Source organism: Nostoc sp. UIC 10630, assembly GCF_010747425.1.
In the GTDB taxonomy this organism is placed as follows: Bacteria; Cyanobacteriota; Cyanobacteriia; order Cyanobacteriales; family Nostocaceae; genus Nostoc.
On record NZ_JAAGOG010000048.1, the window covers coordinates 21,559 to 44,109 of the forward strand.

Here is a 22,551-nt window from a genome sequence, read left to right on the forward strand (position 1 = left end):
CACCTATGTCTTCAAATCCCCAGTACCTAAGCGGTAACGAAATTCGCAACACATTCCTCAACTTCTTTGCCCAACGGAGTCACCAAATCCTCCCAAGTGCGTCTCTCGTGCCAGAAGATCCAACCGTACTGCTGACGATCGCGGGGATGCTACCATTTAAGCCGATATTCTTGGGGCAGAGGACACCAGAATTTAAGCGGGCTACAACTTCACAAAAGTGTATCCGTACCAACGACATCGAAAATGTCGGACGCACTAAACGGCATCACACCTTTTTTGAGATGCTGGGTAATTTCAGCTTTGGTGATTATTTTAAAGAACAAGCGATCGCTTGGGGCTGGGAAATCTCTACGCAAGTCTTTGGCTTTTCTCCCCAAAATCTGGTTGTCAGCGTTTTTGAAGAAGATGATGAAGCCTTTGCTATCTGGCGCGATCAAATCGGTGTACCGGTAGCGAGAATTAAACGCTTAGGCGAAGATGATAACTTTTGGGTATCTGGCCCGACTGGCCCTTGTGGCCCTTGTTCAGAAATATATTACGACTTCCACCCAGAACGCGGTGACGAAAATATCGATTTAGAAGACGATTCCCGGTTCATCGAGTTTTACAACCTCGTGTTCATGCAATATAACCGGGATGCTTCCGGCAATTTAACGCCACTGCAAAACAAGAACATCGACACTGGTATGGGTTTGGAGAGAATGGCGCAAATTCTCCAAAAAGTGCCCAATAACTACGAAACTGACTTGATTTTCCCAATTATTCAAACAGCCGCTCAAATTGCTACCATTGACTATCACAGCAGCGATGAGAAAACCAAAGTCTCCCTAAAAGTCATTGGCGATCACGTTCGTTCTGTTGTCCACATGATCGCTGATGAAATTCGCGCTTCCAACGTGGGAAGGGGTTATGTGTTGCGGCGATTAATTCGGCGGGTGGTGCGTCATGGGCGATTAATTGGGATTTCTGGCGAATTTACTACCCAAGTTGCCGAAACTGCGATCGCTCTTTCGGAATCAGCTTACCCCAATGTGCGTCAGCGAGAAGCAGCAATTAAAGCTGAGTTGCAACGGGAAGAATCCAATTTCCTCAGAACTCTGGATAGAGGCGAAAAACTCCTAGAAGAAATCATCCAAGAGGTGAAACAGCGAGGGGAAACTCAAATTAGCGGTGAAAGTGCATTTACTCTTTACGATACCCACGGTTTCCCCTTTGAACTTACTCAAGAAATTGCTGAGGAAAACAACCTAACAGTTGATGTTGAAGGATTTCAGAAAGCAATGGAAATCCAACAAGAAGACAGTAGAGGCGCACACGAAACCATCGATTTAACTGTACAAGGTTCCCTCGACAAACTAGCAGAACACATTAAAGTCACCGAATTTATCGGCTATACCCAACCTGCTGCAACTGCGAAAGTCGAAGCGATTTTGGTAGAAGGTGTTTGCCAAGAAGAAGCAGAAGCGGGGACAGAGGTGCAAATTGTCCTTGATAAAACACCATTTTATGCTGAATCTGGGGGACAAATTGGCGATCGCGGTTATATCTCTGGTGATGGTATTGTTGTTCGCGTGGAAGATGTTAAAAAAGAATCTGATTTCTTTGTGCACTTCGGACGCATCGAACGCGGTACACTCCGCGTAGGCGATCGCGTCACCGCCCAAATCGATCCGGCTTGTCGCCGTCGCGCCCAAGCTAACCATACCGCAACGCACCTGTTGCAAGCGGCGTTGAAAAAAATTGTTGATGATGGCATATCTCAAGCTGGTTCCCTGGTTTCCTTTGACAGATTGCGCTTTGACTTCAACTGTCCCCGCGCATTGACAGCAGAGGAAGTGCAACAAATTGAAGAACAGGTGAATATTTGGATTGCGGAAGCCCACGCTGCAAAGGTGGAAGTATTACCAATAGCCGAGGCGAAAGCTAAGGGTGCTGTTGCGATGTTCGGCGAGAAATACGGCGATGAAGTGCGAGTGATTGACTTCCCTAGCGTATCAATGGAACTCTGCGGTGGTACTCATGTCAGCAATACTGCTGAAATTGGCGTGTTTAAGATTATCTCGGAAGCTGGCGTGGCTTCTGGGGTGCGGCGCATTGAAGCTGTTTCGGGGCCAGCAATCCTAGATTATCTCAACCTGCGGGATAAAGTAGTTAAAGATTTGAGCGATCGCTTTAAAGTTAAACCCGAAGAATTACCAGACAGAATTACAAGTCTGCAAAGCGAACTCAGAAATAGTCAGAAGGAATTGGAAACCTTGAAGGTACAATTAGCGATCGCTAAATCTGACAGCTTGCTACAAACAGCCGAAACTGTAGGCGATCATAAAATTATCGTTGCCCAATTAGAAAATGTCGATCCAGAATCATTGAAAACCGCAGCCGAACGCCTGTTACAAAAAATTGGTAACGGTGCAGTGGTGCTAGGTTCTGTTCCCGAAGCCGATAAAGTCAGCATCGTTGCAGCTTTTAGTCCAGAAGTTAACAAAAAAGGTTTACAAGCTGGTAAATTTGTCGGTGCGATCGCTAAAATCTGCGGTGGTGGTGGCGGTGGAAGACCGAACTTAGCCCAAGCTGGCGGACGCGATGCGAGTAAATTACCAGATGCGTTGGCAAAGGCGCAGAGTGATTTACACTCAGCCTTGAGTTAATTATATTCTCTTGTGGGGCGGGCATCTTGCCTGCCTGGACAATTAATTCAGTTACACAATACTTTATATGACTATTAAAAAACGCCTTTTCCAAGAAATTGAATCCTCTCCAGACTCTCTTCTAGAAGAAACTTTAGACTTTTTGCGTTTTCTCAAAACCAAGCAAGAAGCAGACAAAAAAGATATACCTGCCTTACAAGTTAAGTCAAAAGAGACCCAAATAATACTAGAATCCCAGTCAGTAGACAATTCTCAATTACCTTACCGCCCAGCTTCCGGACGTTCTATATTGAGACACGCTGGAACCTGGGAAGGCGATGATTTTCAAGAGTGTCTTCAGTCGGTTTACGCCACACGTGGTAAAGCCAAATTCGATTATGACTTAAATCCTTTTGAGTCATGAATCTATTAGATACCAACCACTGTAGCGCCATCATCCTCGGCGAACCAAACGTGATTCGTCGAATAGCTGAGGTAGGAGAATTAAATATTGCCACCTGCGTAATTGTGCAGGGAGAACTTACATATATGATGGAAAATTCTGCCAAGAGAGAAACTAATCTCGCTCGGTTGAAAGAATTCCTCGCAGATATACGCATCTACAGCGTTACAGAAGATACTGCTAGCATTTATGGTCAACTCAAAGCAGCCTTAATGAGACAATTTGGCCCCAAAGACAAAAGCAAACGCAGAAAAACTCAAATAACAGACCTGGGTTTTGATGAAAATGACCTCTGGATTGCTGCTCTAGCTCTACAGTATAGTTTTACTGTTGTATCAGCCGATAGGGACTTTCAGCGAATTATACAGGTAACAGCATTGTCTGTTGAATCTTGGTTGTAAATTTGACTCTTTCTCGCAATATCTGCTGGAAACTATTCAAGATATATCAATAGCAAAAACGATCGCACAACCCTAACTTACACCAAATGCGATCGCCCCTCTAGCTCATACCTAAACTGCGATCGCTCTTTAAAGTGAAACCCGAAGAATTACCAGACAGAATTACAAGTCTGCAAAGCGAACTCAGAAATAGTCAGAAGGAATTGGAAACCTTGAAGGTACAATTAGTGATCGCGAAATCTGACAGCTTGCTACAAACAGCCGAAACTGTAGGCGATCATAAAATTATCGTCGCCCAATTAGAAAATGTCGATCCAGAATCATTGAAAACCGCAGCCGAACGCCTGTTACAAAAAATCGGTAACGGTGCAGTGGTGCTAGGTTCTGTTCCCGAAGCCGATAAAGTTAGCATCGTTGCAGCTTTTAGTCCAGAAGTCAACAAAAAAGGTTTACAGGCTGGTAAATTTGTCGGTGCGATCGCTAAAATTTGCGGTGGTGGCGGCGGTGGAAGACCGAACTTAGCCCAAGCTGGCGGACGCGATGCGAGTAAATTACCAGATGCGTTGGGACAAGCAGAAAGTGATTTAAAGTCCGCATTGGCTTAACCCACATCTGACACCCCCAGTTCGTTGCTATTAGCTTTGGAATTCTATTCTGAGGCTAATAGCTAAAATCCTTTGATTCTTAGCTAGAAGTTTTTGGTAATGCGGCAGTAATTTGCCGAATCATCATGACTTTCCAGTAAGGTATGGGAGCAAGCAATACAGTCCCAGTTCCCTCAAAAGTATTGACGAGAAATTCACCAGAAGTCATCGAACCTAAAAGAGATTTGGTAGCTTTTTCAACGCGATAATTTAAAGTATTTGTGCGAGCGATCGCAAAATTTCCATCAACAACTAATCGGTCATTTTGTAAATTTATTACTTCTACAGGGCCTTGTGCTACCATTACCACTTTACCCCTACCTTTGACTTTTGTTTGAAACAAACCCTCACCACCAATTAAGCCTGATACAAATTTGTTTCGTTCAATTCCTACTTCTATACTGCCATCGCTAGCCCAATAAGCGCCAGTATCTAAAATCCATTCACTACCGTCTAATTCTAGAATGTGATATCCCGCTAAAGACGGCTCTAAATATAATTCACCCGTACCTGTATATGTAGGACGGAAAATGTTTTCTCCTGTGGCTAAGGATTTTAAAAACCCGCCTGCTGAAGGGGCTTTAGATTGCATCTGAACGTTGCCACGAATATAGTACATAGCACCAGATTCAGTCCGTACTGTTTCGTTTTGCAAAGTGACTTTGACTAAACGTAAGCTTTCTTTTTCGATTATTTCAAAATGTGCCATAATTCTCCTGTTGGTTTTTGCACAAATGTGTACTTGGCTGTTAGAGGATGTTTGAAAAGTCCTCTTGTCAGTATTAAAAGTTCTAGATCCTCCTAAATCCACGCCAGTTGCTCATGGGGGAAACCCCCTTCTCTACGAGACGCTCCGCGAAGGCGCTAGCCTCTCCCTTTGGGAGAAGACCGCACTGGCTCCCCTTAAGAAGGGGGACTTTGACTCCTATTCCCCCCTTTTTAAGGCTAGGGGGGATATAAGTGCTGTAGTACAACTTTAAAAGACTTGTGTGTACACCGTAGCTTTTTAAGCAGGGTGTGTATCTCAAAGTACCTAAAGTCACAGCAAAATACTTTTCAAACAACCTCTTAGACAGAATTTATATCCATTTTTGGCATCTATTTTTACAAATGGCAAGTCATATCATTTCTTTGTGAGGCTGCGCTAAATTTTCTTTCTTTGTGTACTTTGCGCCCTACCCTGCGGGAAGCCGGTCCGCATCTATGCAGTTCGTTTTTTCTTATACTTCACTCCTAATATGGTTTAGCGTATCTTTATACAGCATTGGTATCAGATAAATTTAATTATTGTTTAATTTAATGTGAGATAAATTAGTCGAACAGAAAAACCTCTCCCTGGTTTTTACTAAGTAAAACCTGTCCCTCTCCGAGTCGGAAAGGGACAGACTTGAACGAAAGTTCAAGGCAGGGAGAGATTTCTTTTACTGACGTTAATTTAGAGTGAATATTTATAATTTAAAAAAATAGTTGATGAATATTCACTCCCAAGTTTTAGCTCCAGATTTATGTTTATTGCTAACTTCTAAGGGAAGGAAAATCGTCAAAACTTCCCCATAGTGTGGACGCTGACGCACAATCAATTTACCGCCAATCGCTTGAAATAAATGCTTGGTTGCAGCAATATTCAAACTAATCGTACCCGTTTCTGGTTGGAACATCAGCAATTGACCAAGGGCTTTGCGAATTGGTGGCGTTGCAGGTGTGGCGGCTTTACTGGAATCTTTGCACCCAAATTGGGGCGATAATTGTAACTTCAGTTGATCTCCAGCCGGAATAACTTGTACTTGAATATGGCTACCAGAGGGTAAGCTGCGAGTGAAATTCTCTATCAAACCGGTGAGTACCTGATCGAGCATCATGGGATTACTCACCACAGTTGGTAGTTGCTGAGGTAAAACAACATTTAAAGTTAAGTTCCGGCGATGCGCTGCTTGTTCCCACCGAGGAATGCTCTGCTGCAACACTTGATCTAAAGACATCGGTGTGAGTTGAGTTTTTGAACATTTTGTAGAGGCAGTAGTTTCTAATTCTGCTGCCTTAAACAGCAACTCCATACGATCAATTTGCTCAGTACATTCGTGATCGATAATTTTTAAGCGATTGATCACACTAGCATCTAAATCTCGCCGCTTCAGCAGTAGACGAGTCATGGTGCGAATAGTTGTTAAAGGTGTGCGGACTTCGTGAGCGAAGGCTTGGAGCAGTTCGACATCAGGATTTGGGGATTGGGGATTGGGCATCCCTTCGACTTCGCTCAGGGCAAGTGGGAATTGGGAATTGGGAATTGCGAATTGGGAATTGGTATTTTTCCCCCTGCTCCCTGCTCCACTTCGGCTACGCTCAGTGACCACTTGCTCCCCTGCTTCTTCCCCAGTCTCTTCTGCTTCTGTTAATTCTTGAAGCAGCAACTGACTAAACTGAATCATGATGCGGCAATCTGGTGCTACCGGAGAATATTGTTGTACTAATACATCCAGGCGGGCAAAAAATTCTGGATTAGCCAGCATTACTCTCGCACCTAGCGATCGCCAAGCTTGCTCTACTACTTCCGGCTCAAAAGAAAATGAAAAGGTTTTTTTACCGTTTTTGTGGGTTGCTAAAACCAGTACTAATCTAAATTTATCTGTAAAAACTAAGCAAAACTGCTCTGTCCCCAGAGGATCGGCAGGTAATAAAGGAAGTACCGATTCATGAGGAGCGATTTCTTCATTTATAGTTGCGTTGGCGTTGCCCAACCCAGGCATCGCATCTGGCATCTGAAATGGCATCAGTGCCAAGGGATTAAATGGTTTTGCTGTGAAAGTTACTGTTTGTAAGTTTTGAGTCAGTTTTGGCTGACTAAATAAGGGTGCAGGCGCAGCTAAAACTAATCCTTGGATTGTGTCAACTGAATTAGCTGCTAAAGTATTTAATAGCAAATGTTCAGTTGCTGCGAGGCTGACACGCCACTGCCGCTCTGCTTTACCAGGTGAACATTCAGCCACACTTGATTGATTTTGGGCCAAGATTTCGCTCAGACTTGGCAATATCCATTCGTACACAGGCTTTCACCCCTTAATTCAAGAGCGACTAACAGCGTCTAAGGTAGACATTTCACTACTACCTACGAGGTTATAACCATTTGTGTACTGTTGAAAGTGGTAGAACCGAACAATTCGGGCGCAATTACCCCTATGTAGAGATGTCTACGACGGGCTACGCCTACGCAGTTATGGTCTGAAAAAGACTCATACTTAACCTATTATGCGATCGCTGATTGATGATTGTGCTAATTTCCCTGCTCTAATCGGGATTGCAATCACAAACTCTGCACCCTGTCCTGGTGATGAAATACATTCCAAAGATCCACCATGCTTTTCAGTAATTATCTGGTAGCTGATCGATAATCCCATACCAGTCCCCTTACCAACTGCTTTTGTGGTGAAAAAAGGGTCAAATAAACGCGACTGAATTTCTTTTGGGATTCCCCATCCATTATCAGTAATCCGAATCACAGCATTTTCATTTACCTGTTCCGAAGAAATACGAATCAAGGGATTTGGACAAAGTTCTTTTTGGAAAGCCTCTTCTAAAGCATCGATTGCATTTGCCAAGAGGTTCATAAATACTTGATTCATTTGCCCTGCAAAACACTGAATTTTAGGCATTTCCCCATACTCTTTGACCACCTCAATTTGAGGGCGATTATTTTGTGCCTTGAGCCGATGTTGCAAAATTAACAGGGTACTGTCGATTCCTTCATGCAAATCAGCCGTTTTAAACTCAGCTTCATCCAAGCGAGAGAAAATTCGTAGACTGAGAACAATTTCCCGGATGCGTTTAGCCCCCATTTTCATTGAGGTTAACATCTTAGGCAAGTCTTCTATTAGGTACTCAATTTCGTTCAGTTGGTTAGCATTTTGAATTTCTGGCTCTGGATAGGGGTAGTGTTTTTGATAAAGCCTAATTAACAGCAACATCTGTTGAGTGTAGTCATCAGTGTATTCGAGGTTGCCGTAGATAAAGTTAACTGGATTGTTGATTTCATGGGCAACTCCCGCTACTAGTTGACCCAGACTTGACATTTTTTCAGATTGAATTAATTGGATTTGGGTTTTTTGCAGGTCTTTCAGAGCTTGCTGAAGTTCCGCTTCTGCTTCTTGGCGTTCGGTAATTTCGTCTCGTAATTGTTCATTGGCGTTGACCAATTCATTTCTAGAATATTGCAGATCGTCCGCCATTTTATTGAACGAGGTGGCTAACTCGCCAATCTCATCCTGAGAGCGAATACTAACTCTGGTATCCAGCTTACCTTCAGCCAGATTTACCACAGCTTGCTGGAGTTGTTTAATTGGTTTTGAAATGCTTCTAGAGATCAAATAGCCTACTAATAGTGCCAGGATGCCACATACCAAACTGATGACCGACGTGGCAACAATATTTTTTTTGGCTGTTACTAGCGCTGCTTTATAAAGCGGTGTATATTCGAGAATGACTGCACCAATGGTTTCACCCTTGCCACTCTTAAAAGGAACAGCAATCAATCGAATCCCATTTGGGTACTCAGGACTGAACTCAATATATGTTCTTGGTATACCATCTTGAATAGTTTTACCAACTTCATTATTGCGATCATGATCTAATCGCGTACCAATGTCTTCTGGAACTACATCTGCCAGAATGATTTTATTGCGGTCTACAATTTCTAGATCGCGCTGGCGTTGCTTGTGTAGCGAGATAACATGCTCTTGCAATTCGGCTAGCATCTTATCTCGCGATCCAATTTCGTGGTATTCATAAACTTCATGACTGACGAAATATCCCACTAGTCCAGCAACTTCCTCAGCCTCTTGTTGAGCAATATACTTAGCTATTTTCAATTGCTGATGAGCATTAATAGCACCAGTAATTACTGAAAGAGTAGCTATTCCTAGAATTCCCGAAATTAATTTCTGACTAATTTTCATCCCTTGCTCGGAACCTCAAGTACTGACTACTCTGCTAATTCACTTTTGGGGAGTTTGCCCTGATTTTAAAATTCCCATTTGTCAGCCTGAAAGCTACAGAATCAACAGCTATTAGCCAAATTTTTAATCTGAGTCTATTTTGGCGATACCTTCTCTGCGAAACGCTACGCCTAGCTTTCTTCCCCGCAGGGTACGCTAACACATTTTTTGAGTAGATTAAAAAGAGACTATCTCAAAGGCAATTTATGACTTCTTTTGAAACTTCCGCTCAAGATTTGGTACTAGTTGCTGGTGCTACTGGTGGAGTAGGGCAACTAGTGGTAGGCAAACTCCTAGAAAAGGGTTTGAAAGTTCGCGTTCTGACACGCAATGCCCCAAAAGCCGAAGAAATGTTTAACCAAAGAGTGGAAATTGCCGTTGGTGACATCCGCCAGCCAGCTACACTCCCAGCTGCAACACAAGATGTCACCCACATCATCAGTTGTACTGGAACCACTGCCTTTCCTTCTGCGCGATGGGAGTTTGACCAACCCCCGAACTTGCTTGAATGGGGAATAACCTTCCTTAACCCCAAATCTAGCGAAGCAAAAGCAAAGAATAGTCCAGCCAAGGTTGATGCCCAAGGTGTCAGCAACCTAGTTACAGCAGCACCCCAGAATTTGAAGCGATTCGTTTTCGTCTCTTCTTGTGGAATTCTACGTAAAGATCAGTTTCCTTTTAGTATTCTTAATGCTTTTGGCGTGTTGGATGCCAAACAAAAAGGTGAGGAGTCCATTATTAATTCAGGATTACCCTACACGATTATCCGCCCAGGACGCTTGATTGACGGGCCCTATACTTCATACGACCTCAACACACTGCTAAAGGCCAAAACAGATGGTAAATATGGTGTGGTTATAGCCACTGGGGATACACTTTCGGGTGATACCAGTCGGATTGATGTAGCAAACGCTTGCGTAGAATGCCTTTTTCAGCCAACTAGTTCCAAGAAAATTTTTGAAATAGTCAACCAGGGACAAAGACCACCTGTAATTGATTGGGAAACTCTTTTCTCTAGACTTGAGTAAGTGCTGAGTAATTAAGTGCTGAGTAATATTTAATTCAATGCTCAATCCCCAATGCCCAATGCCCAATTCTCAGTGCTTCTGTAGTTTATTACCTCTAAAGACGGCAAACACCACTCGGACGTTACGGTTCACCCTAATTACTGAAAGTATTAATTCTCATACATTAGACAGAGTGAAGGCAAATCAATCCATGAACCAACTAAAAAAACTATTTAGTTAGTTTAACCGTCCTAAGCAAGGTTCGGGAAACCACCCTTCATGGACTGGCTACCACTAAGCTTCAGTATATATATCAGCATAGTCTGGAGTTTTAACCCCAGGAAAGCCAAATCAAAGGTATTCATGCTGAATTGGCTGATTTATTGACCCTGTTGGTTCAAAATTTAGTCCTTTATATTCTCATTCATTCATTCATTTGTAGTTATACGGAGCCAGCACCTAAAATGGCAAAAGTAGTTGGAATTGACTTAGGAACAACGAACTCCTGCGTGGCAGTGATGGAAGGTGGTAAACCTACTGTAATTGCTAATGCTGAAGGTTTTCGGACAACCCCATCAGTAGTGGCATTTGCGAAAAATGGCGACAACTTGGTTGGCCAAATCGCCAAACGCCAAGCGGTGATGAACCCCGAAAATACGTTTTACTCAGTCAAACGCTTTATCGGTCGCCGCTACGACGAAGTGAGTAACGAAGCAACTGAAGTTTCTTACAAAGTTCTCAGCAGCAACGGCAATGTCAAATTAGATTGTCCGATAGCTGGTAAACCGTTTGCTCCTGAAGAAATTTCTGCAAAAGTTCTTCGCAAACTAGTTGAAGATGCCAGCAAATACCTTGGTGAAACTGTTACCCAAGCTGTAATCACCGTTCCCGCATACTTTAACGACTCTCAACGGCAAGCGACAAAAGACGCTGGTAAAATTGCAGGTATTGAAGTTCTGCGGATTATCAATGAGCCAACTGCTGCTTCTCTAGCTTATGGGTTTGACAAGAAGAGTAACGAAACCATTCTCGTATTTGACCTTGGTGGTGGTACCTTCGACGTATCCGTGCTGGAAGTAGGAGATGGAGTTTTTGAAGTACTAGCCACATCTGGGGATACACACCTTGGTGGTGACGACTTTGATAAAAAAATAGTTGACTTCTTAGCTGAAAAGTTCAAGAAAGCCGAAGGTATTGAACTACGCAAAGACAAACAAGCTTTACAACGTCTGACAGAAGCCGCAGAAAAAGCCAAAATTGAGCTTTCTAGCGTTACCCAAGCAGAAATCAATTTACCATTTATCACTGCTACCCAGGATGGGCCTAAGCACCTGGATACAACCCTGACTCGTGCCACCTTTGAAGAACTTTGTTCTGACTTAATCGACCGTTGCCGTGTTCCTGTGGAAAACGCTCTGCGCGATGCCAAGTTAAGCAAAGGTGATATTGATGAAGTGGTATTAGTGGGTGGTTCTACCCGTATTCCCGCAGTCCACCAGATTGTGAAGCAGGTATTGGGTAAAGACCCTAACCAAAGCGTTAACCCTGATGAAGTCGTGGCAATTGGTGCAGCGATTCAAGCAGGTGTACTGAATAATGAAGTCACTGGCATCTTACTGTTAGATGTATCACCACTTTCTTTGGGTGTTGAAACATTGGGCGGCGTGATGACCAAAATTATTCCCCGCAACACAACAATCCCCACCAAGAAATCGGAAGTCTTCTCCACCGCAGTGGATGGTCAAACCAACGTAGAAATTCACGTCCTTCAAGGTGAACGCGAATTTTCTAACGATAACAAGAGTTTGGGAACCTTCCGCCTTGATGGTATTCCTCCTGCACCACGTGGCGTTCCTCAAATTGAAGTGGTGTTCGATATTGACGCTAACGGTATCCTTAACGTCACCGCTAAGGACAAAGGTACTGGCAAAGAACAGTCCATCAGCATAACTGGTGCTTCCACTCTGGATAAAACTGACGTTGACCGGATGGTAAGAGAAGCTGAACAAAACGCTTCATCTGACAAAGAACGGCGTGAGAAGATTGAACGCAAGAACCAAGCCGACTCCTTGTCATACCAAGCTGAAAAGCAGTTACAAGAATTGGGCGATAAAGTTCCGGCTGCTGACAAGACTAAAGTTGAAGGTTTGGTAAAAGAACTGCGGGAAGCAGTTGCCAAAGAAGACGATGAGCAAATCAAGAAGCTCACCCCAGAATTGCAACAAGCCCTATTCGCTGTTGGTAGCAACATCTATCAACAAGCTGGTGCTGGTGCTGCACCAGGTGCTGAACCTCAAGATGGGGGTTCCACCTCTAGCTCTGGTAGCGGCGACGATGTGATTGACGCTGATTTTACAGAGAGTAAATAATTCTCCTACTTCTTTCGGGATAATTATTTTGTCCCGCCTCATATTACCCATCCAGGTATTAACCTGGGTGGGAATTTTTTTTAGAAGTTATGAGTAAAAATAAATAATATTGCTAACTCTTGATTTTAATTGATTTCTAACTCCTCACTATTAACTCCCTTATGCCATATCCACAAGCACCTTGGACACTTCAAGGCTACGCTATCCAAACTCTGCATTTAGTGAATATTGACCTAGTACGCTCTTTAATTCCTTTAGATTTAAAAATTATTTCTGTATGGCCTGGTAAAACCATCGCTAGCGTGTATTTATCTAAGTACGGTTCAGGCTCGGTACTAGAATACAGTGAGTTAATTATTGCCCCAGCTTTGGTTAATTACCAGAGAAAAATCGGCGGTTGGATTTCTCACATTTATGTAGATAATGCTGATTCGGTGGCTGGTGGTCGAGAAATTTGGGGACTACCAAAGGAATTAGCTGAGTTTACCTGGAAAGAAGGAGAGCATATCACTGTGCATCAGGGAAACCGGAAGTTGTGTAGTCTTAAGTATAATCAGCAAACCTTGGCATGGAGACAGGGGTTAAGTGCTTCTGGTTTCAGCGTCAAGGGTACTGATTTGATGATGTTCCCTGCTAAATGTGAGTCTGTATTGGGTTTGATTGGTTCTCAGTTAGAAATCCCCACCGAAAGTCCTTTTTCTGGAATAGGTTTAGGTCAGCCTTTATTAACTGTGCGTTGTGAGCAGATGAGTTTGCAGGTTGATGCCCCAAAAGTTGTAGGTCAATCGAGTGGAGATTTTAGATTAACCCCATAAGTTTTTCTGGAAAAGGAATTACGGTTCAAAGCGCTACTTGTACAAAATCGTGGGTATTGAGACGCGATAAATCGCCGTCTCTACAAGTGTTTTGGTGTATTGAATTATATTGGGGCATAATTCGGAATGCTGCACTTTGATCTTGTAGTTCTAGATATACCTAAAAAAGTAAACAGCAAATGGTCGCTTGAAAGTATATAGCAATCCTATTTGAGTTGTGAAAAATGTAGATTAGGAAACGAACTGCAAAGGACGCAAAGGACGCAAAGGGAGGAAAGAAGAAAGAGAGATGTAATTTTCACGAATGATTTAGGACTGCTATATGGGATAGATTGGATGGTCTATCTCGCTATACATTCTATGTAATATCTAGCAATTTTTTAAATTTAAATTATTTACTTAATTAGCAAGCTTGAGAAAACGACACCCTTATTACCCTACTGATAATCAACAGTAGGGTTTTTTGTTGAAAATAACTAAATTACCAACTTTTAATACAATTTTATTTATTATTAAAGTCCATACAAGGAGCAACACAGCTAGTCTTTTAAAGGTGTTTTATACTCTAAATAAGACAAATTGATATTTGATTTGCTGGTATGGATGTAGTTACAGAAATAGCGATCGCTATTTCCCCCTTCAGATTATTCTGAAAATATCCTAGCTTCCCAACATCTGCAAGTTATGCAAAGTTGCATAAAGCCCTCCCTGTTCCAGTAGTTCATCGTGACTTCCCTGTTCGATTAATTCGCCACGCTTGAGAACGAAAATCCGGTCTACATTGCGAATCGTAGACAGGCGGTGAGCGATAATAATGGCGGTACGTCTGAGCAATAGCTGGTTTAATGCCTCTTGAACTAAAGCTTCTGTCCCAACATCTAAACTAGCGGTAGCTTCATCTAACACCAAAATTTGAGGATCGCGAATAGCAGCCCGCGCAAAGGCTAAAAGTTGCTTTTGACCACTAGAAATATTTGTGCCCCGTTCTCGAAGTTGAGTATCATAACCCTGGGGTAGTTCTTCTATAAATTGGGCAATGTTGGTTTGCTCTGCTGCTTGCTGAATCTGTTCAATGGTATAGCCATCTCCTAAAGAAATGTTGCTTTTAACATCGCCAGCAAACAAAAAGCCTTCTTGTAAAATTACTGCCATGTAGCGCCGTAGTTCTGCCTGTGGGACTTCTCGAATATCTACGCCATCGATGAGAATGCGTCCTTTGGTGGGTTCATAGAGGCGGCATAAAAGCCGGATGATCGAAGTTTTACCCGCACCGGTGGGGCCAACTAATGCCACTTTTTCGCCAGGACGAATGGTGAAATCTAAGTCTTTAATTACGTAATCATCATTTTTATAAGCAAACCAGACATGATCAAAGCAAATCTCTCCCAGTTCAGGTGGGGAAGTCGTATCTGGGGATTCTAGATTTGCAACGATTTCGTCTATGTAGCCGAATTTAGCATCAAATATTGAGAAGCGCACATTGGCGCGATCGCGGATTTCTATCGGTTCATCTAATATATCGCCTACGCGTTCAATAGCAGTAAAACCAGCTTGAATGACTGTAAATTTTTCGGCAAAATCTCTTAAAGGGTCAAATAATCGCTGGGCATACAAGATAAATGCCGATAAAGTCCCAAAAGCTATACTTTTTCCTAAGAGTAACCAACCACCCATACACAAAACAGCTGCGATCGCAATCAGCCCAATCCATTCTAAGGTTGCTGAAATAAATGAATCATAAAAAATGGTTTGATCCATTTGCTGAGTGTAGCGGCTGTTGGTGGCACGAAACAGTTCGGCATTAAATTTTTCCCTGCGGAATAACTGCACTACGTTAATGCCAAGGACATTTTCTTGTAGCTGCGAGTTTAATATAGAAAGTTCTTCCCGCCCTTTGTAATTGGCTTTGCGGTACTGTTGCTGAATGTAAACAATTAACCAGGTAACTGGTAATAGCATCAATAGCAGCAAACAAGTCAGTTGCCATTCAATGGAAAACATTAAACCTAAAATCACCAGCATGGAAAACAAATTGGACACGATGCCAATTGCCCCAGTAGAAAAGACATCGCCTAAAACTTCCACATCGCTGGTGATTCTGGTGATTAATTTACCTACGGGTGTGCGGTCAAAAAAGCGTACTGCTAGGGATGTGACGTGCTGAAATAAGTCTTGGCGAATTGCGGCGGTGATTTGTTGCCCTAGCTTCTGTACTAAATAACCCTGGTAGCCTGTAAAAATCAATCGGATTGCGATCGCCACAAACAACAATCCTTCCAGGATATTTAACCCTTCGGACAAGGGACGATTCCTGAGAAATTCGTAAGCGCTTGGTTCATTGCGAATTAGGGAGATAACTTGGCCAATCAACAGAGGTTGGACAGCATTAGCTAGGGCGATGGGTATGAGTAGGCACATCGACAACGCCAATAATTGTCCGTTACGACGGGCGTAAGGCACTAGACGCAAAAACAACCGCCAGTCATTTTCACGCCGACGAGGTTGCGTATAAGATTTTTTGAGAGATTGATAAATGCTCATAGTAAGAGCATTATATTAATGTTTCTAAAAAAATACGCATATTTAAAGTAGCCTTTGTCCTGCGACTCTGATACCACGCCTGAGATAGAAACCGCAAGATTCCTACTCAGACATAGATGTAGCGTATTATGCTTTAGCTTGTTCAAAATGGCAGCTAGTAGTCTGCCAACCCAAAAATGCGCTTGTGAGGTCTGGGGAAAGGGGAAAAGAGACTGGGTTTGGGATTTAAAACCTTTCCCCCTTCCCCTTTACCCCGCCAAGTCACGAAAGCGAACTACTAGATGATTCTCTTGACCATTTGTATTACTATTTTTTGCCGCTCAACGACCGGTCATTTGCTCCAGCTTTTCGGGGTACCGAGCGCCTTGCACCGCGATCTTGGAGGCGGCATCATCGATGTCACGCAGATCGTCGGGCGTGAGTTCAACTGAGACTGCCCCAATGTTTTCGTCCAAACGATGCAGCTTCGTGGTGCCTGGGATGGGAACAATCCACGGCTTCTGGGCCAGCAGCCAGGCGATCGCAATCTGAGCAGGTGTCACCTGTTTCTGTTCTGCAATGCTGCCAAGAAGATTAATCAATGCTTGATTCGCCTTGAGCGCTTCCGGCGTGAAGCGAGGCAGGGTGCTGCGGAAGTCGGAACTGTCGAAGGTGGCATTTTCGTCGATCTTGCCCGTGAGAAAGCCCTTGCCCAGTGGACTATACGGGACAAAGCCGATTCCGAGTTCCTCAAGGGTCGGTATCACTTCCGCTTCAGGCTTTCTCCACCACAGTGAGTACTCGCTCTGGAGAGCCGTGACCGGCTGAACCGCGTGGGCGCGACGAATCGTTTGCACTCCTGCTTCAGAAAGTCCAAAGTGCTTCACTTTACCCTCCTGAATCAGTTCCTTCACTGCCCCTGCCACATCTTCGATCGGCACGTTCGGGTCAACTCGGTGCTGATAGAGCAAGTCGATTGTCTCGACCTTGAGTCGTTTGAGTGAACCCTCCACGGCTTCCTTAATATACTCCGGTCGGCTATTCAATCCGGGTGAACCCTTCATAGAATTCGGACTGATGTCGAACCCGAATTTGGTGGCGATGATCACTTGCCCCCGGAAGGGAGCGAGGGCTTCGCCCACAAGCTCTTCGTTTGTGAATGGGCCGTAGACTTCGGCGGTGTCAAAGAATGTAATGCCGCGATCGACGGCAGTTCGAAGAAGAGCGGTCATCTCCTGCGTATCTTTGGGCGGGCCATAAGAAAAGCTCATTCCCATACAGCCCAGCCCGATCGCCGAGACTTCTAGATTACTGTTTCCAAGTTTGCGCTTTTGCATTGTTATTCCTTCGAGGTTCCACCTCGGTTATGCAGATTTCAGGGATGCCATATCAATCACAAAGCGGTACTTTACATCGGACTTGAGCAGGCGATCGTAAGCTTCGTTGACCTTCTGGATGGGGATGACTTCGACAGATGTTGCACTGGCTGCGGAATAAGCTTTTGTGTTGTACATAAATTGATGCTCCAATCTGGAAGATAAACTGGTTTCCTTCTACTCGGTCTTGAATCTGTCTTAATATTGTTCGTCGCTGACCTTTTCCATGCACCAAGGGCTTGCCGTCGAGTACCTCCTGAGTGAATGGCACGCTTGTTAAGCTGAAACCTCCTTGCTGGCAGGGTGTGGGAGGTGTGGGAGGACGGGGAAGAAGTCTTACCCCCCACACTCCCCACACTCAAAAATCTTGTTATATCAGGGCTTTGCGATTAACAAGCGTGCTATTCCCTCCTGAGTGGCGATCGCGACAATGCTTTGTTGTGCGTTTAGGGTTTGATCGTATTGGCAACGAACAATCACTGCACCGTTTGACCGCCATCGACGACCAAGGCGTGTCCGACAACGAAGGCAGCCGCGTCTGAACACAGCCAGACAACGGCATTGGCAATCTCTTCGGGCTGACCCATCCGTCCGATCGGCTCCTCTGAAATTACCTGCTTGCGTCCTTCAGCAGTGCCGCCAGTGAAGCGATCCATCATCGGTGTGTCAATGTAACCGGGGGCAACGGCGTTGACGCGGATGTTCTGTGAGGCATAATCGAGAGCCGCCGACTTGGTGAGTCCGATCACGCCGTGTTTTGCGGCGGTATATGCGGCTCCGCCCTTGATGCCTATGACCCCGGCACCCGATGATGTGTTCACGATTGCGCCGCCGCCTTGCTTGAGTAGCAGTGGAATTTCATACTTCATGCACAGAAAAACGCCGCGCAGGTCGATGTCTACGATTCGATCCCACTCTTCCTCTTCGATTTCCGCAGTTGCTGTATTTTTCTGCTCCACACCGGCGTTGTTGAAGGCAAAGTCCAACCGCCCAAAGGTTTCGATGGTCTTGGAAAGAGCCGCCTTCACGTCCTCGGCTTGCGTTACGTTGCACTTGACGGCGATCGCTCGTCCACCGAGTTCTTCGATCATGTGTACCGTTTTTTGATTGCCCTGTTCTGAAACATCGGCGACCACTACATTAGCGCCCTCACGAGCAAATGCCAGCGCCGTAGCTCGACCGATGCCGTTCGCTGCTCCGGTCACAAACGCAACCTTTCCTATGTAGTTTCCATTCTCGTTTGTCGTCACTATTTTTCTCCTTAAAACCTTTGTTTTGCAGGTAGGACTTTTCTGACAGTGTAAATTTGTGAAGTGTTGCAGATCCGTAGATTTGATGATGCGTCTTGCGCGATCGCTAGAACGAACCGTCTGTTGATTTCGATAGCTCTTCATGGGCACGCGTCGCCTGCAATCGTTCCTCGACAGCCACCGCGATCGCCGCGATCGCGTCGCTGCCAGCAACGAACAGCTTCGGCGGATTTTCCATTCCGGCGATTTTGACCAGAGCATCGCCCAACTTTGCCGGATCGCCCTGCTGCGTACCGTTGTAAACCGACCACGTTTCCTGGACATTGTTGCCCTCGGCGGCATAGTCTTCGATGGTGTTGCTGGGCCATCTGACATTCTGGTCGTTCAGAAGATCCGTGCGGAAGAAGCCAGGTTCGACGACCGTCATCTTGATGCCGAACCCCTCGACCTCGACCGCGATTGACAGCGAGATGCCCTCGACCGCGAACTTCGATGCGGCGTAGGCGGCACAGTGCTTAAATCCGACAACGCCAGCAACGGAGCTGATGTTGATGATGTGACCCGACCGCTGCTGACGCATAATCGGCAGCACCGCGCGCATGACGTACACCACACCATAGAAGTTCGTAGCAAACTGGCGTTCGATCTCGGCTGTGGTCATCTCTTCAAAATTACCAAGCAGGCTGTAGCCCGCATTGTTAACTAAAACATCGATACGACCGAACCGCTTCACCGCCTCCTCGACGGCTGTTTTCGCCTGTACCTCGTCCGTAACGTCCAACTGGACAAATGCCAGATTCTCGCTTGCAACGTCGCGCAAGGCATTACGCACTTTGTCGAGGTTTCGGCCGGTCGCGACTACACGATCGCCAGCCTGCAATGCCGCCTTGGCGGTTCCGGTGCCAATGCCGCTGCCGGCACCTGTGATCAACCAGACTTTGTTCATAATTATTTTCCTTTGACTCAGACTTAATCAAACGCTGTATTGTTCATCACTGACCTTTTCCAGCCAGTCCACAGGCTTACCATCGAGCCATTCCTGAATAGCGATGTGCGTCATGGCTGTGGTTGCGGTGGCACCGTGCCAATGCTTCTCATCCGGTGGAAACCAGATTACGTCCCCCGGTCGAATTTGCTCGATCGCTCCACCCCAGCGCTGGACAAAACCGCAACCATCTGTCACGATCAGGGTTTGTCCCAATGGGTGGGTGTGCCATGCTGTCCGAGCGCCAGGTTCAAACGTGACACTGGCTCCAGACGTGCGTGCTGGCTCGTGCGCCTCAAATAGGGGATCAATGCGGACAGTGCCGCTAAAATAATCAGCCTGCCCTTTGGCGGAAGGCTGTGAGCCACTTCTTTTGATGTCCATTTTCTTAATTCCTTCACTTGATGCCATTTTGGTGGCTAGCGGGCAAGTCTCTTGCCAAATCAAAACCGAGTTTTCTCTTGAATAAAAATCCAGAATGCTTATAAGAAGCTGAAATCATTTTTCATTGCTTTAGCTTCATTCTAAGAATCCTGAAGAACAAGTAATAGGACGATCGTCTAAGATTGTTGTACAATCCTGCAAACTTAGAAATGAACGCTGCCAATATCGATTTAATGAACGATCCGCAGGCAAAGCGCGAGGTAGACAGAGCGCAAGCCAACAGAGAAGAACTGAAAGAGCATATTGCACAGGCGATTTGTCATGATGGGACGATTGAGCCTCTGAAAGGATTGCACTTCAACCGCTCCTCCTCACCTTCGGAATGTGTTCATAGTGTCTCTATCCCTGCCTTTTGTGCGATCGCTCAGGGCAGCAAAGAAGTTCTTCTGGGCAGCGATCGCTATCAGTACGACCCGATGCATTATCTGCTTGCTACGGTCGAACTGCCGATTATCAGCCAAATTCTGGAAGCGTCAAAGGCGCAACCGTACCTTAGTCTTCGCCTCGATCTTGACCCTACCCTCGTTGGCTCAGTGATGGTCGAGGCAGGGTATCCCTCATCGCGCAGCCGTGCTGATGTAAAAGCTATTGATGTAAGTCCGTTGAATACAAATCTGTTGGACGCTGTAGTGCGGCTCGTCAGGCTTTTAGATTCCCCTGCTGAAGCTCATGTTCTCGCACCACTGATTAAGCGGGAAATCATTTACCGACTCCTGATGGGAGAGCAAGGTAATCGGCTCCGTCATATTGCAGTTCTGGGTGGCTACACCTACCACATCGCTAGAGCCGTCGAGCGACTTCGTAAAGACTTTAACGAGCCGATCAAGATTGAAAGCATCGCACGAGAGCTGGGAATGAGTGTATCGGGCTTCCACCATCACTTCAAGTCTGTCACTGCCATGAGTCCCTTGCAGTACCAAAAGCAACTGCGGCTCCAAGAGGCTCGCCGTCTGATGCTGGGGGAAAAGCTTGATGCTACCAGTGCTGCCTACCGAGTGGGGTATGACGATGCCTCGCACTTCAACCGGGAGTACAAGCGGCTCTTTGGTGCCCCACCGATACGCGATGTGGAGCGGCTGCGAGAAGCGGCTAGGGAGACTGCTAGTTCAATCTGAACTCCTGTTCTGGTCGCGGCATCTTGGTAAGACTGCCTGTACTCTAGAATTGCCTGCTAATAAGCTGTTACGCAAATAAGATTGCACATCAACTGGTGAGGTTGTCCTTTGTCAATTGTCCTTTGTCCTTGGTAAACACAAATGACAAATGACAAATGACGGTCTATACGGAAAATATTGCAATATGTAGGCGCGTTAGCTTATCTGACAACAAAATTGCTGAATTCTGTCAAAATTCGGCAATCTTAGCCTTTCAATTACTTGGAATATAGGTTTTTACTAGGGATGCACAGATTTACGCCCCTATTGGAGTATTTGTATTAATTGCTTCATAAATATTCCTATAGATATGGAACAATATCATACTTCTCTATTTACGTCTTATATCTAAAGATAGAAGATTAAGGTTAAAATTTGGGAAACCTAAGAGGGATTACTCCCAAGAGATTTCCTGCCTACTTATCGCAGAAAGCAACTGAGGTCAGATGAAGCAACCTTTAAATCAAGTCAAAGAGTGGGAACAACGTCGTGATGAAGCAAACCGCTACTACCAGCGCGGTAAATTTCAAGAATCTCTCGATCTTGCAACCAAAAATTTACACTTGGCTAGAGCAATTCGAGATCGAGCCAGAGAAGGTCACACATTAAACGATCTCGGTTTAGCTCACCTCAGTTGCTGGCAACCTCAAAGAGCATTAGAGCGCTTTAATCAGGCGCTTTCGGTTGCGATTGAAATTGGCAACCCGCCAGCAGAAGCAACTGCACTTAGCAATCTGGGTTCTACCTACAGCCGTCTTGGACGCTTTTCGCAAGCTTTAGAATATTTTGACAAAGCACTGCCAATCTTTAGGCGATCGCAAGATATTCAAAGTGAAGTTTCTACTCTTAATGATGTAGCGCTAATTTATACCCGCTTAGGAGAACCGAAACGGGCACTGTTGCTACAACACCAAATTTTGAGAATGCGGCGATTGTTAGGTGACTTTTCTGGTGAGGCAACAACGCTCAATGGCATTGGGTTTGCTTACAATGTCTTAGGCAAGTTTGAGCAAGCGCTAGAATTTTTTGAAGCAGCGCTTCCAATACAACGAGCCGTCAAGAATGTGCTTGGTGAAGCAACCACTTTGAATAATATTGCCTCAATCTATAGTGATTTAGGAAAACCGAAACAAGCGCTATTACTCTACTATCAAGTTCTTTTGACACGTCGGGCAATCAGCGATCGCGCAGGCGAAGCAACAACCCTTCACAACATTGGTTTTACTTACAGCACCCTGGCACAGCATCGCCAAGCAATGAAGTTCTACAAGCAAGCCATTGTGATTTATCAACAACTGGGCGACAATCTCGGAGAAATTTCAACTTTACTGAATATGGGAACCCTTTACGCCACAACGAAACGTAAAAAAATGGCGCGATCGTGCTACCAAAACGCTCAAGATTTAGCAGAGCAAATCGAACACCAGCCACTCTTGGAAAAAGTACAGCAGTTTATAGATTCTCTGTAGCTTGATAAGAGCTAGGGGGCAGAGGGGCAAGGGGGACAAGGG

18 protein-coding genes and 1 pseudogene are annotated in these 22,551 nt (G+C 45.0%); 10 read left to right on the forward strand and 9 right to left on the reverse strand.

Translation table 11 applies throughout. The annotated features are described in order from the left end of the window. Window positions 1-5 precede the first annotated feature (5 nt). The 4 genes and pseudogenes from alaS to G1O98_RS14120 form a co-directional block, all read left to right on the forward strand. Entirely contained in the window at window positions 6-2,648 is a 2,643-nt protein-coding gene (gene alaS, locus G1O98_RS14105; protein ID WP_163929383.1) for an alanine--tRNA ligase, read from the forward strand. A gap of 67 nt (window positions 2,649-2,715) precedes the next feature. After that, window positions 2,716-3,051, forward strand: coding sequence for a DUF2281 domain-containing protein (locus G1O98_RS14110; protein WP_163929384.1), 336 nt, complete (start codon window positions 2,716-2,718; stop codon window positions 3,049-3,051). Next, on the forward strand, window positions 3,048-3,491 hold the full coding sequence (locus G1O98_RS14115; protein ID WP_163929385.1) for a type II toxin-antitoxin system VapC family toxin: 444 nt from the start codon (window positions 3,048-3,050) through the stop codon (window positions 3,489-3,491). Before G1O98_RS14110 ends, G1O98_RS14115 begins: the two co-directional genes overlap by 4 nt. A gap of 128 nt (window positions 3,492-3,619) precedes the next feature. Further along, window positions 3,620-4,096, forward strand: a pseudogene (locus tag G1O98_RS14120) (DHHA1 domain-containing protein); the annotation flags it as partial. Between the two features lie 79 nt (window positions 4,097-4,175). Here the strand turns inward: G1O98_RS14120 and G1O98_RS14125 are convergent. The 3 genes from G1O98_RS14125 to G1O98_RS14135 form a co-directional block, all read right to left on the reverse strand. After that, window positions 4,176-4,844, reverse strand: coding sequence for an AIM24 family protein (locus G1O98_RS14125; protein ID WP_163929386.1), 669 nt, complete (start codon window positions 4,842-4,844; stop codon window positions 4,176-4,178). Window positions 4,845-5,613: 769 nt separating this feature from the next. Then, window positions 5,614-7,176, reverse strand: a complete 1,563-nt coding sequence (locus tag G1O98_RS14130) for a HAMP domain-containing sensor histidine kinase (protein ID WP_163929387.1) — start codon at window positions 7,174-7,176, stop codon at window positions 5,614-5,616. A 192-nt stretch (window positions 7,177-7,368) separates the two neighbouring features. Continuing rightward, the gene (locus G1O98_RS14135; protein WP_163929388.1) at window positions 7,369-9,081 is read right to left on the reverse strand and encodes an ATP-binding protein; all 1,713 of its coding nucleotides are present in this window, start codon (window positions 9,079-9,081) and stop codon (window positions 7,369-7,371) included. A gap of 245 nt (window positions 9,082-9,326) precedes the next feature. Here G1O98_RS14135 and G1O98_RS14140 point away from each other — a divergent pair, with 245 nt between their 5' ends. From G1O98_RS14140 to G1O98_RS14150, 3 genes are all read left to right on the forward strand, one after another. Next, entirely contained in the window at window positions 9,327-10,148 is an 822-nt protein-coding gene (locus tag G1O98_RS14140) for an SDR family oxidoreductase (RefSeq protein WP_163929389.1), read from the forward strand. A 443-nt stretch (window positions 10,149-10,591) separates the two neighbouring features. Beyond that, on the forward strand, window positions 10,592-12,496 hold the full coding sequence (dnaK, locus tag G1O98_RS14145) for a molecular chaperone DnaK (protein WP_114084881.1): 1,905 nt from the start codon (window positions 10,592-10,594) through the stop codon (window positions 12,494-12,496). 161 nt (window positions 12,497-12,657) lie between these two features. Beyond that, on the forward strand, window positions 12,658-13,311 hold the full coding sequence (locus tag G1O98_RS14150; protein WP_163929390.1) for an acetoacetate decarboxylase family protein: 654 nt from the start codon (window positions 12,658-12,660) through the stop codon (window positions 13,309-13,311). 660 nt (window positions 13,312-13,971) lie between these two features. On the opposite strand, the gene G1O98_RS14155 is transcribed toward G1O98_RS14150, so the two are convergent. The 3 genes from G1O98_RS14155 to G1O98_RS14165 all read right to left on the reverse strand — a co-directional run bounded on the left by G1O98_RS14155 (window position 13,972) and on the right by G1O98_RS14165 (window position 17,345). After that, window positions 13,972-15,852, reverse strand: a complete 1,881-nt coding sequence (locus tag G1O98_RS14155) for an ABC transporter ATP-binding protein (protein ID WP_163929391.1) — start codon at window positions 15,850-15,852, stop codon at window positions 13,972-13,974. Window positions 15,853-16,172: 320 nt separating this feature from the next. Continuing rightward, window positions 16,173-17,168: an aldo/keto reductase gene (locus G1O98_RS14160; protein ID WP_163929392.1), complete on the reverse strand. Its 996-nt coding sequence runs from the start codon at window positions 17,166-17,168 to the stop codon at window positions 16,173-16,175. Between the two features lie 27 nt (window positions 17,169-17,195). After that, window positions 17,196-17,345, reverse strand: a complete 150-nt coding sequence (locus G1O98_RS14165) for a hypothetical protein (RefSeq protein WP_202985793.1) — start codon at window positions 17,343-17,345, stop codon at window positions 17,196-17,198. Between the two features lie 122 nt (window positions 17,346-17,467). Here G1O98_RS14165 and G1O98_RS14170 point away from each other — a divergent pair, with 122 nt between their 5' ends. Next, a complete protein-coding gene (locus tag G1O98_RS14170; RefSeq protein WP_163929393.1) occupies window positions 17,468-17,749 on the forward strand; it encodes a hypothetical protein in 282 nt (93 codons plus the stop codon). Here G1O98_RS14170 and G1O98_RS14175 read toward each other — a convergent pair. The 3 genes from G1O98_RS14175 to G1O98_RS14185 form a co-directional block, all read right to left on the reverse strand. Then, window positions 17,684-18,457: an SDR family oxidoreductase gene (locus tag G1O98_RS14175; protein ID WP_163929394.1), complete on the reverse strand. Its 774-nt coding sequence runs from the start codon at window positions 18,455-18,457 to the stop codon at window positions 17,684-17,686. The two genes, G1O98_RS14170 and G1O98_RS14175, sit on opposite strands and share 66 nt — an antisense overlap. Before the next feature lie 106 nt (window positions 18,458-18,563). Then, window positions 18,564-19,403, reverse strand: a complete 840-nt coding sequence (locus tag G1O98_RS14180) for an SDR family NAD(P)-dependent oxidoreductase (RefSeq protein ID WP_163929395.1) — start codon at window positions 19,401-19,403, stop codon at window positions 18,564-18,566. Window positions 19,404-19,430: 27 nt separating this feature from the next. Continuing rightward, complete coding sequence (locus tag G1O98_RS14185; protein WP_163929396.1) at window positions 19,431-19,826, reverse strand: cupin domain-containing protein; 396 nt, start codon at window positions 19,824-19,826, stop codon at window positions 19,431-19,433. 209 nt (window positions 19,827-20,035) lie between these two features. Between G1O98_RS14185 and G1O98_RS14190 the strand changes: the two genes are divergently transcribed. Both G1O98_RS14190 and G1O98_RS14195 read left to right on the forward strand, forming a co-directional pair. After that, window positions 20,036-21,001: an AraC family transcriptional regulator gene (locus G1O98_RS14190; protein WP_163929397.1), complete on the forward strand. Its 966-nt coding sequence runs from the start codon at window positions 20,036-20,038 to the stop codon at window positions 20,999-21,001. Window positions 21,002-21,486: 485 nt separating this feature from the next. After that, entirely contained in the window at window positions 21,487-22,509 is a 1,023-nt protein-coding gene (locus G1O98_RS14195) for a tetratricopeptide repeat protein (protein ID WP_163929398.1), read from the forward strand. Window positions 22,510-22,551 lie beyond the last annotated feature (42 nt).

What these genes read in the sequence shown, in the direction of transcription:
- dnaK (WP_114084881.1), top strand. Translation starts at nt 10,592, where the DNA reads ATGGCAAAAGTAGTTGGAATTGACTTAGGAACAACGAACTCCTGCGTG.
- G1O98_RS14140 (WP_163929389.1), top strand. Translation starts at nt 9,327, where the DNA reads ATGACTTCTTTTGAAACTTCCGCTCAAGATTTGGTACTAGTTGCTGGT.
- G1O98_RS14185 (WP_163929396.1), bottom strand. Translation starts at nt 19,826, where the DNA reads ATGGACATCAAAAGAAGTGGCTCACAGCCTTCCGCCAAAGGGCAGGCT.
- G1O98_RS14110 (WP_163929384.1), top strand. Translation starts at nt 2,716, where the DNA reads ATGACTATTAAAAAACGCCTTTTCCAAGAAATTGAATCCTCTCCAGAC.
- G1O98_RS14135 (WP_163929388.1), bottom strand. Translation starts at nt 9,081, where the DNA reads ATGAAAATTAGTCAGAAATTAATTTCGGGAATTCTAGGAATAGCTACT.
- G1O98_RS14160 (WP_163929392.1), bottom strand. Translation starts at nt 17,168, where the DNA reads ATGCAAAAGCGCAAACTTGGAAACAGTAATCTAGAAGTCTCGGCGATC.
- G1O98_RS14155 (WP_163929391.1), bottom strand. Translation starts at nt 15,852, where the DNA reads ATGAGCATTTATCAATCTCTCAAAAAATCTTATACGCAACCTCGTCGG.
- G1O98_RS14195 (WP_163929398.1), top strand. Translation starts at nt 21,487, where the DNA reads ATGAAGCAACCTTTAAATCAAGTCAAAGAGTGGGAACAACGTCGTGAT.
- G1O98_RS14150 (WP_163929390.1), top strand. Translation starts at nt 12,658, where the DNA reads ATGCCATATCCACAAGCACCTTGGACACTTCAAGGCTACGCTATCCAA.
- alaS (WP_163929383.1), top strand. Translation starts at nt 6, where the DNA reads ATGTCTTCAAATCCCCAGTACCTAAGCGGTAACGAAATTCGCAACACA.
- G1O98_RS14165 (WP_202985793.1), bottom strand. Translation starts at nt 17,345, where the DNA reads ATGTACAACACAAAAGCTTATTCCGCAGCCAGTGCAACATCTGTCGAA.
- G1O98_RS14190 (WP_163929397.1), top strand. Translation starts at nt 20,036, where the DNA reads ATGAACGCTGCCAATATCGATTTAATGAACGATCCGCAGGCAAAGCGC.
- G1O98_RS14115 (WP_163929385.1), top strand. Translation starts at nt 3,048, where the DNA reads ATGAATCTATTAGATACCAACCACTGTAGCGCCATCATCCTCGGCGAA.
- G1O98_RS14125 (WP_163929386.1), bottom strand. Translation starts at nt 4,844, where the DNA reads ATGGCACATTTTGAAATAATCGAAAAAGAAAGCTTACGTTTAGTCAAA.
- G1O98_RS14180 (WP_163929395.1), bottom strand. Translation starts at nt 19,403, where the DNA reads ATGAACAAAGTCTGGTTGATCACAGGTGCCGGCAGCGGCATTGGCACC.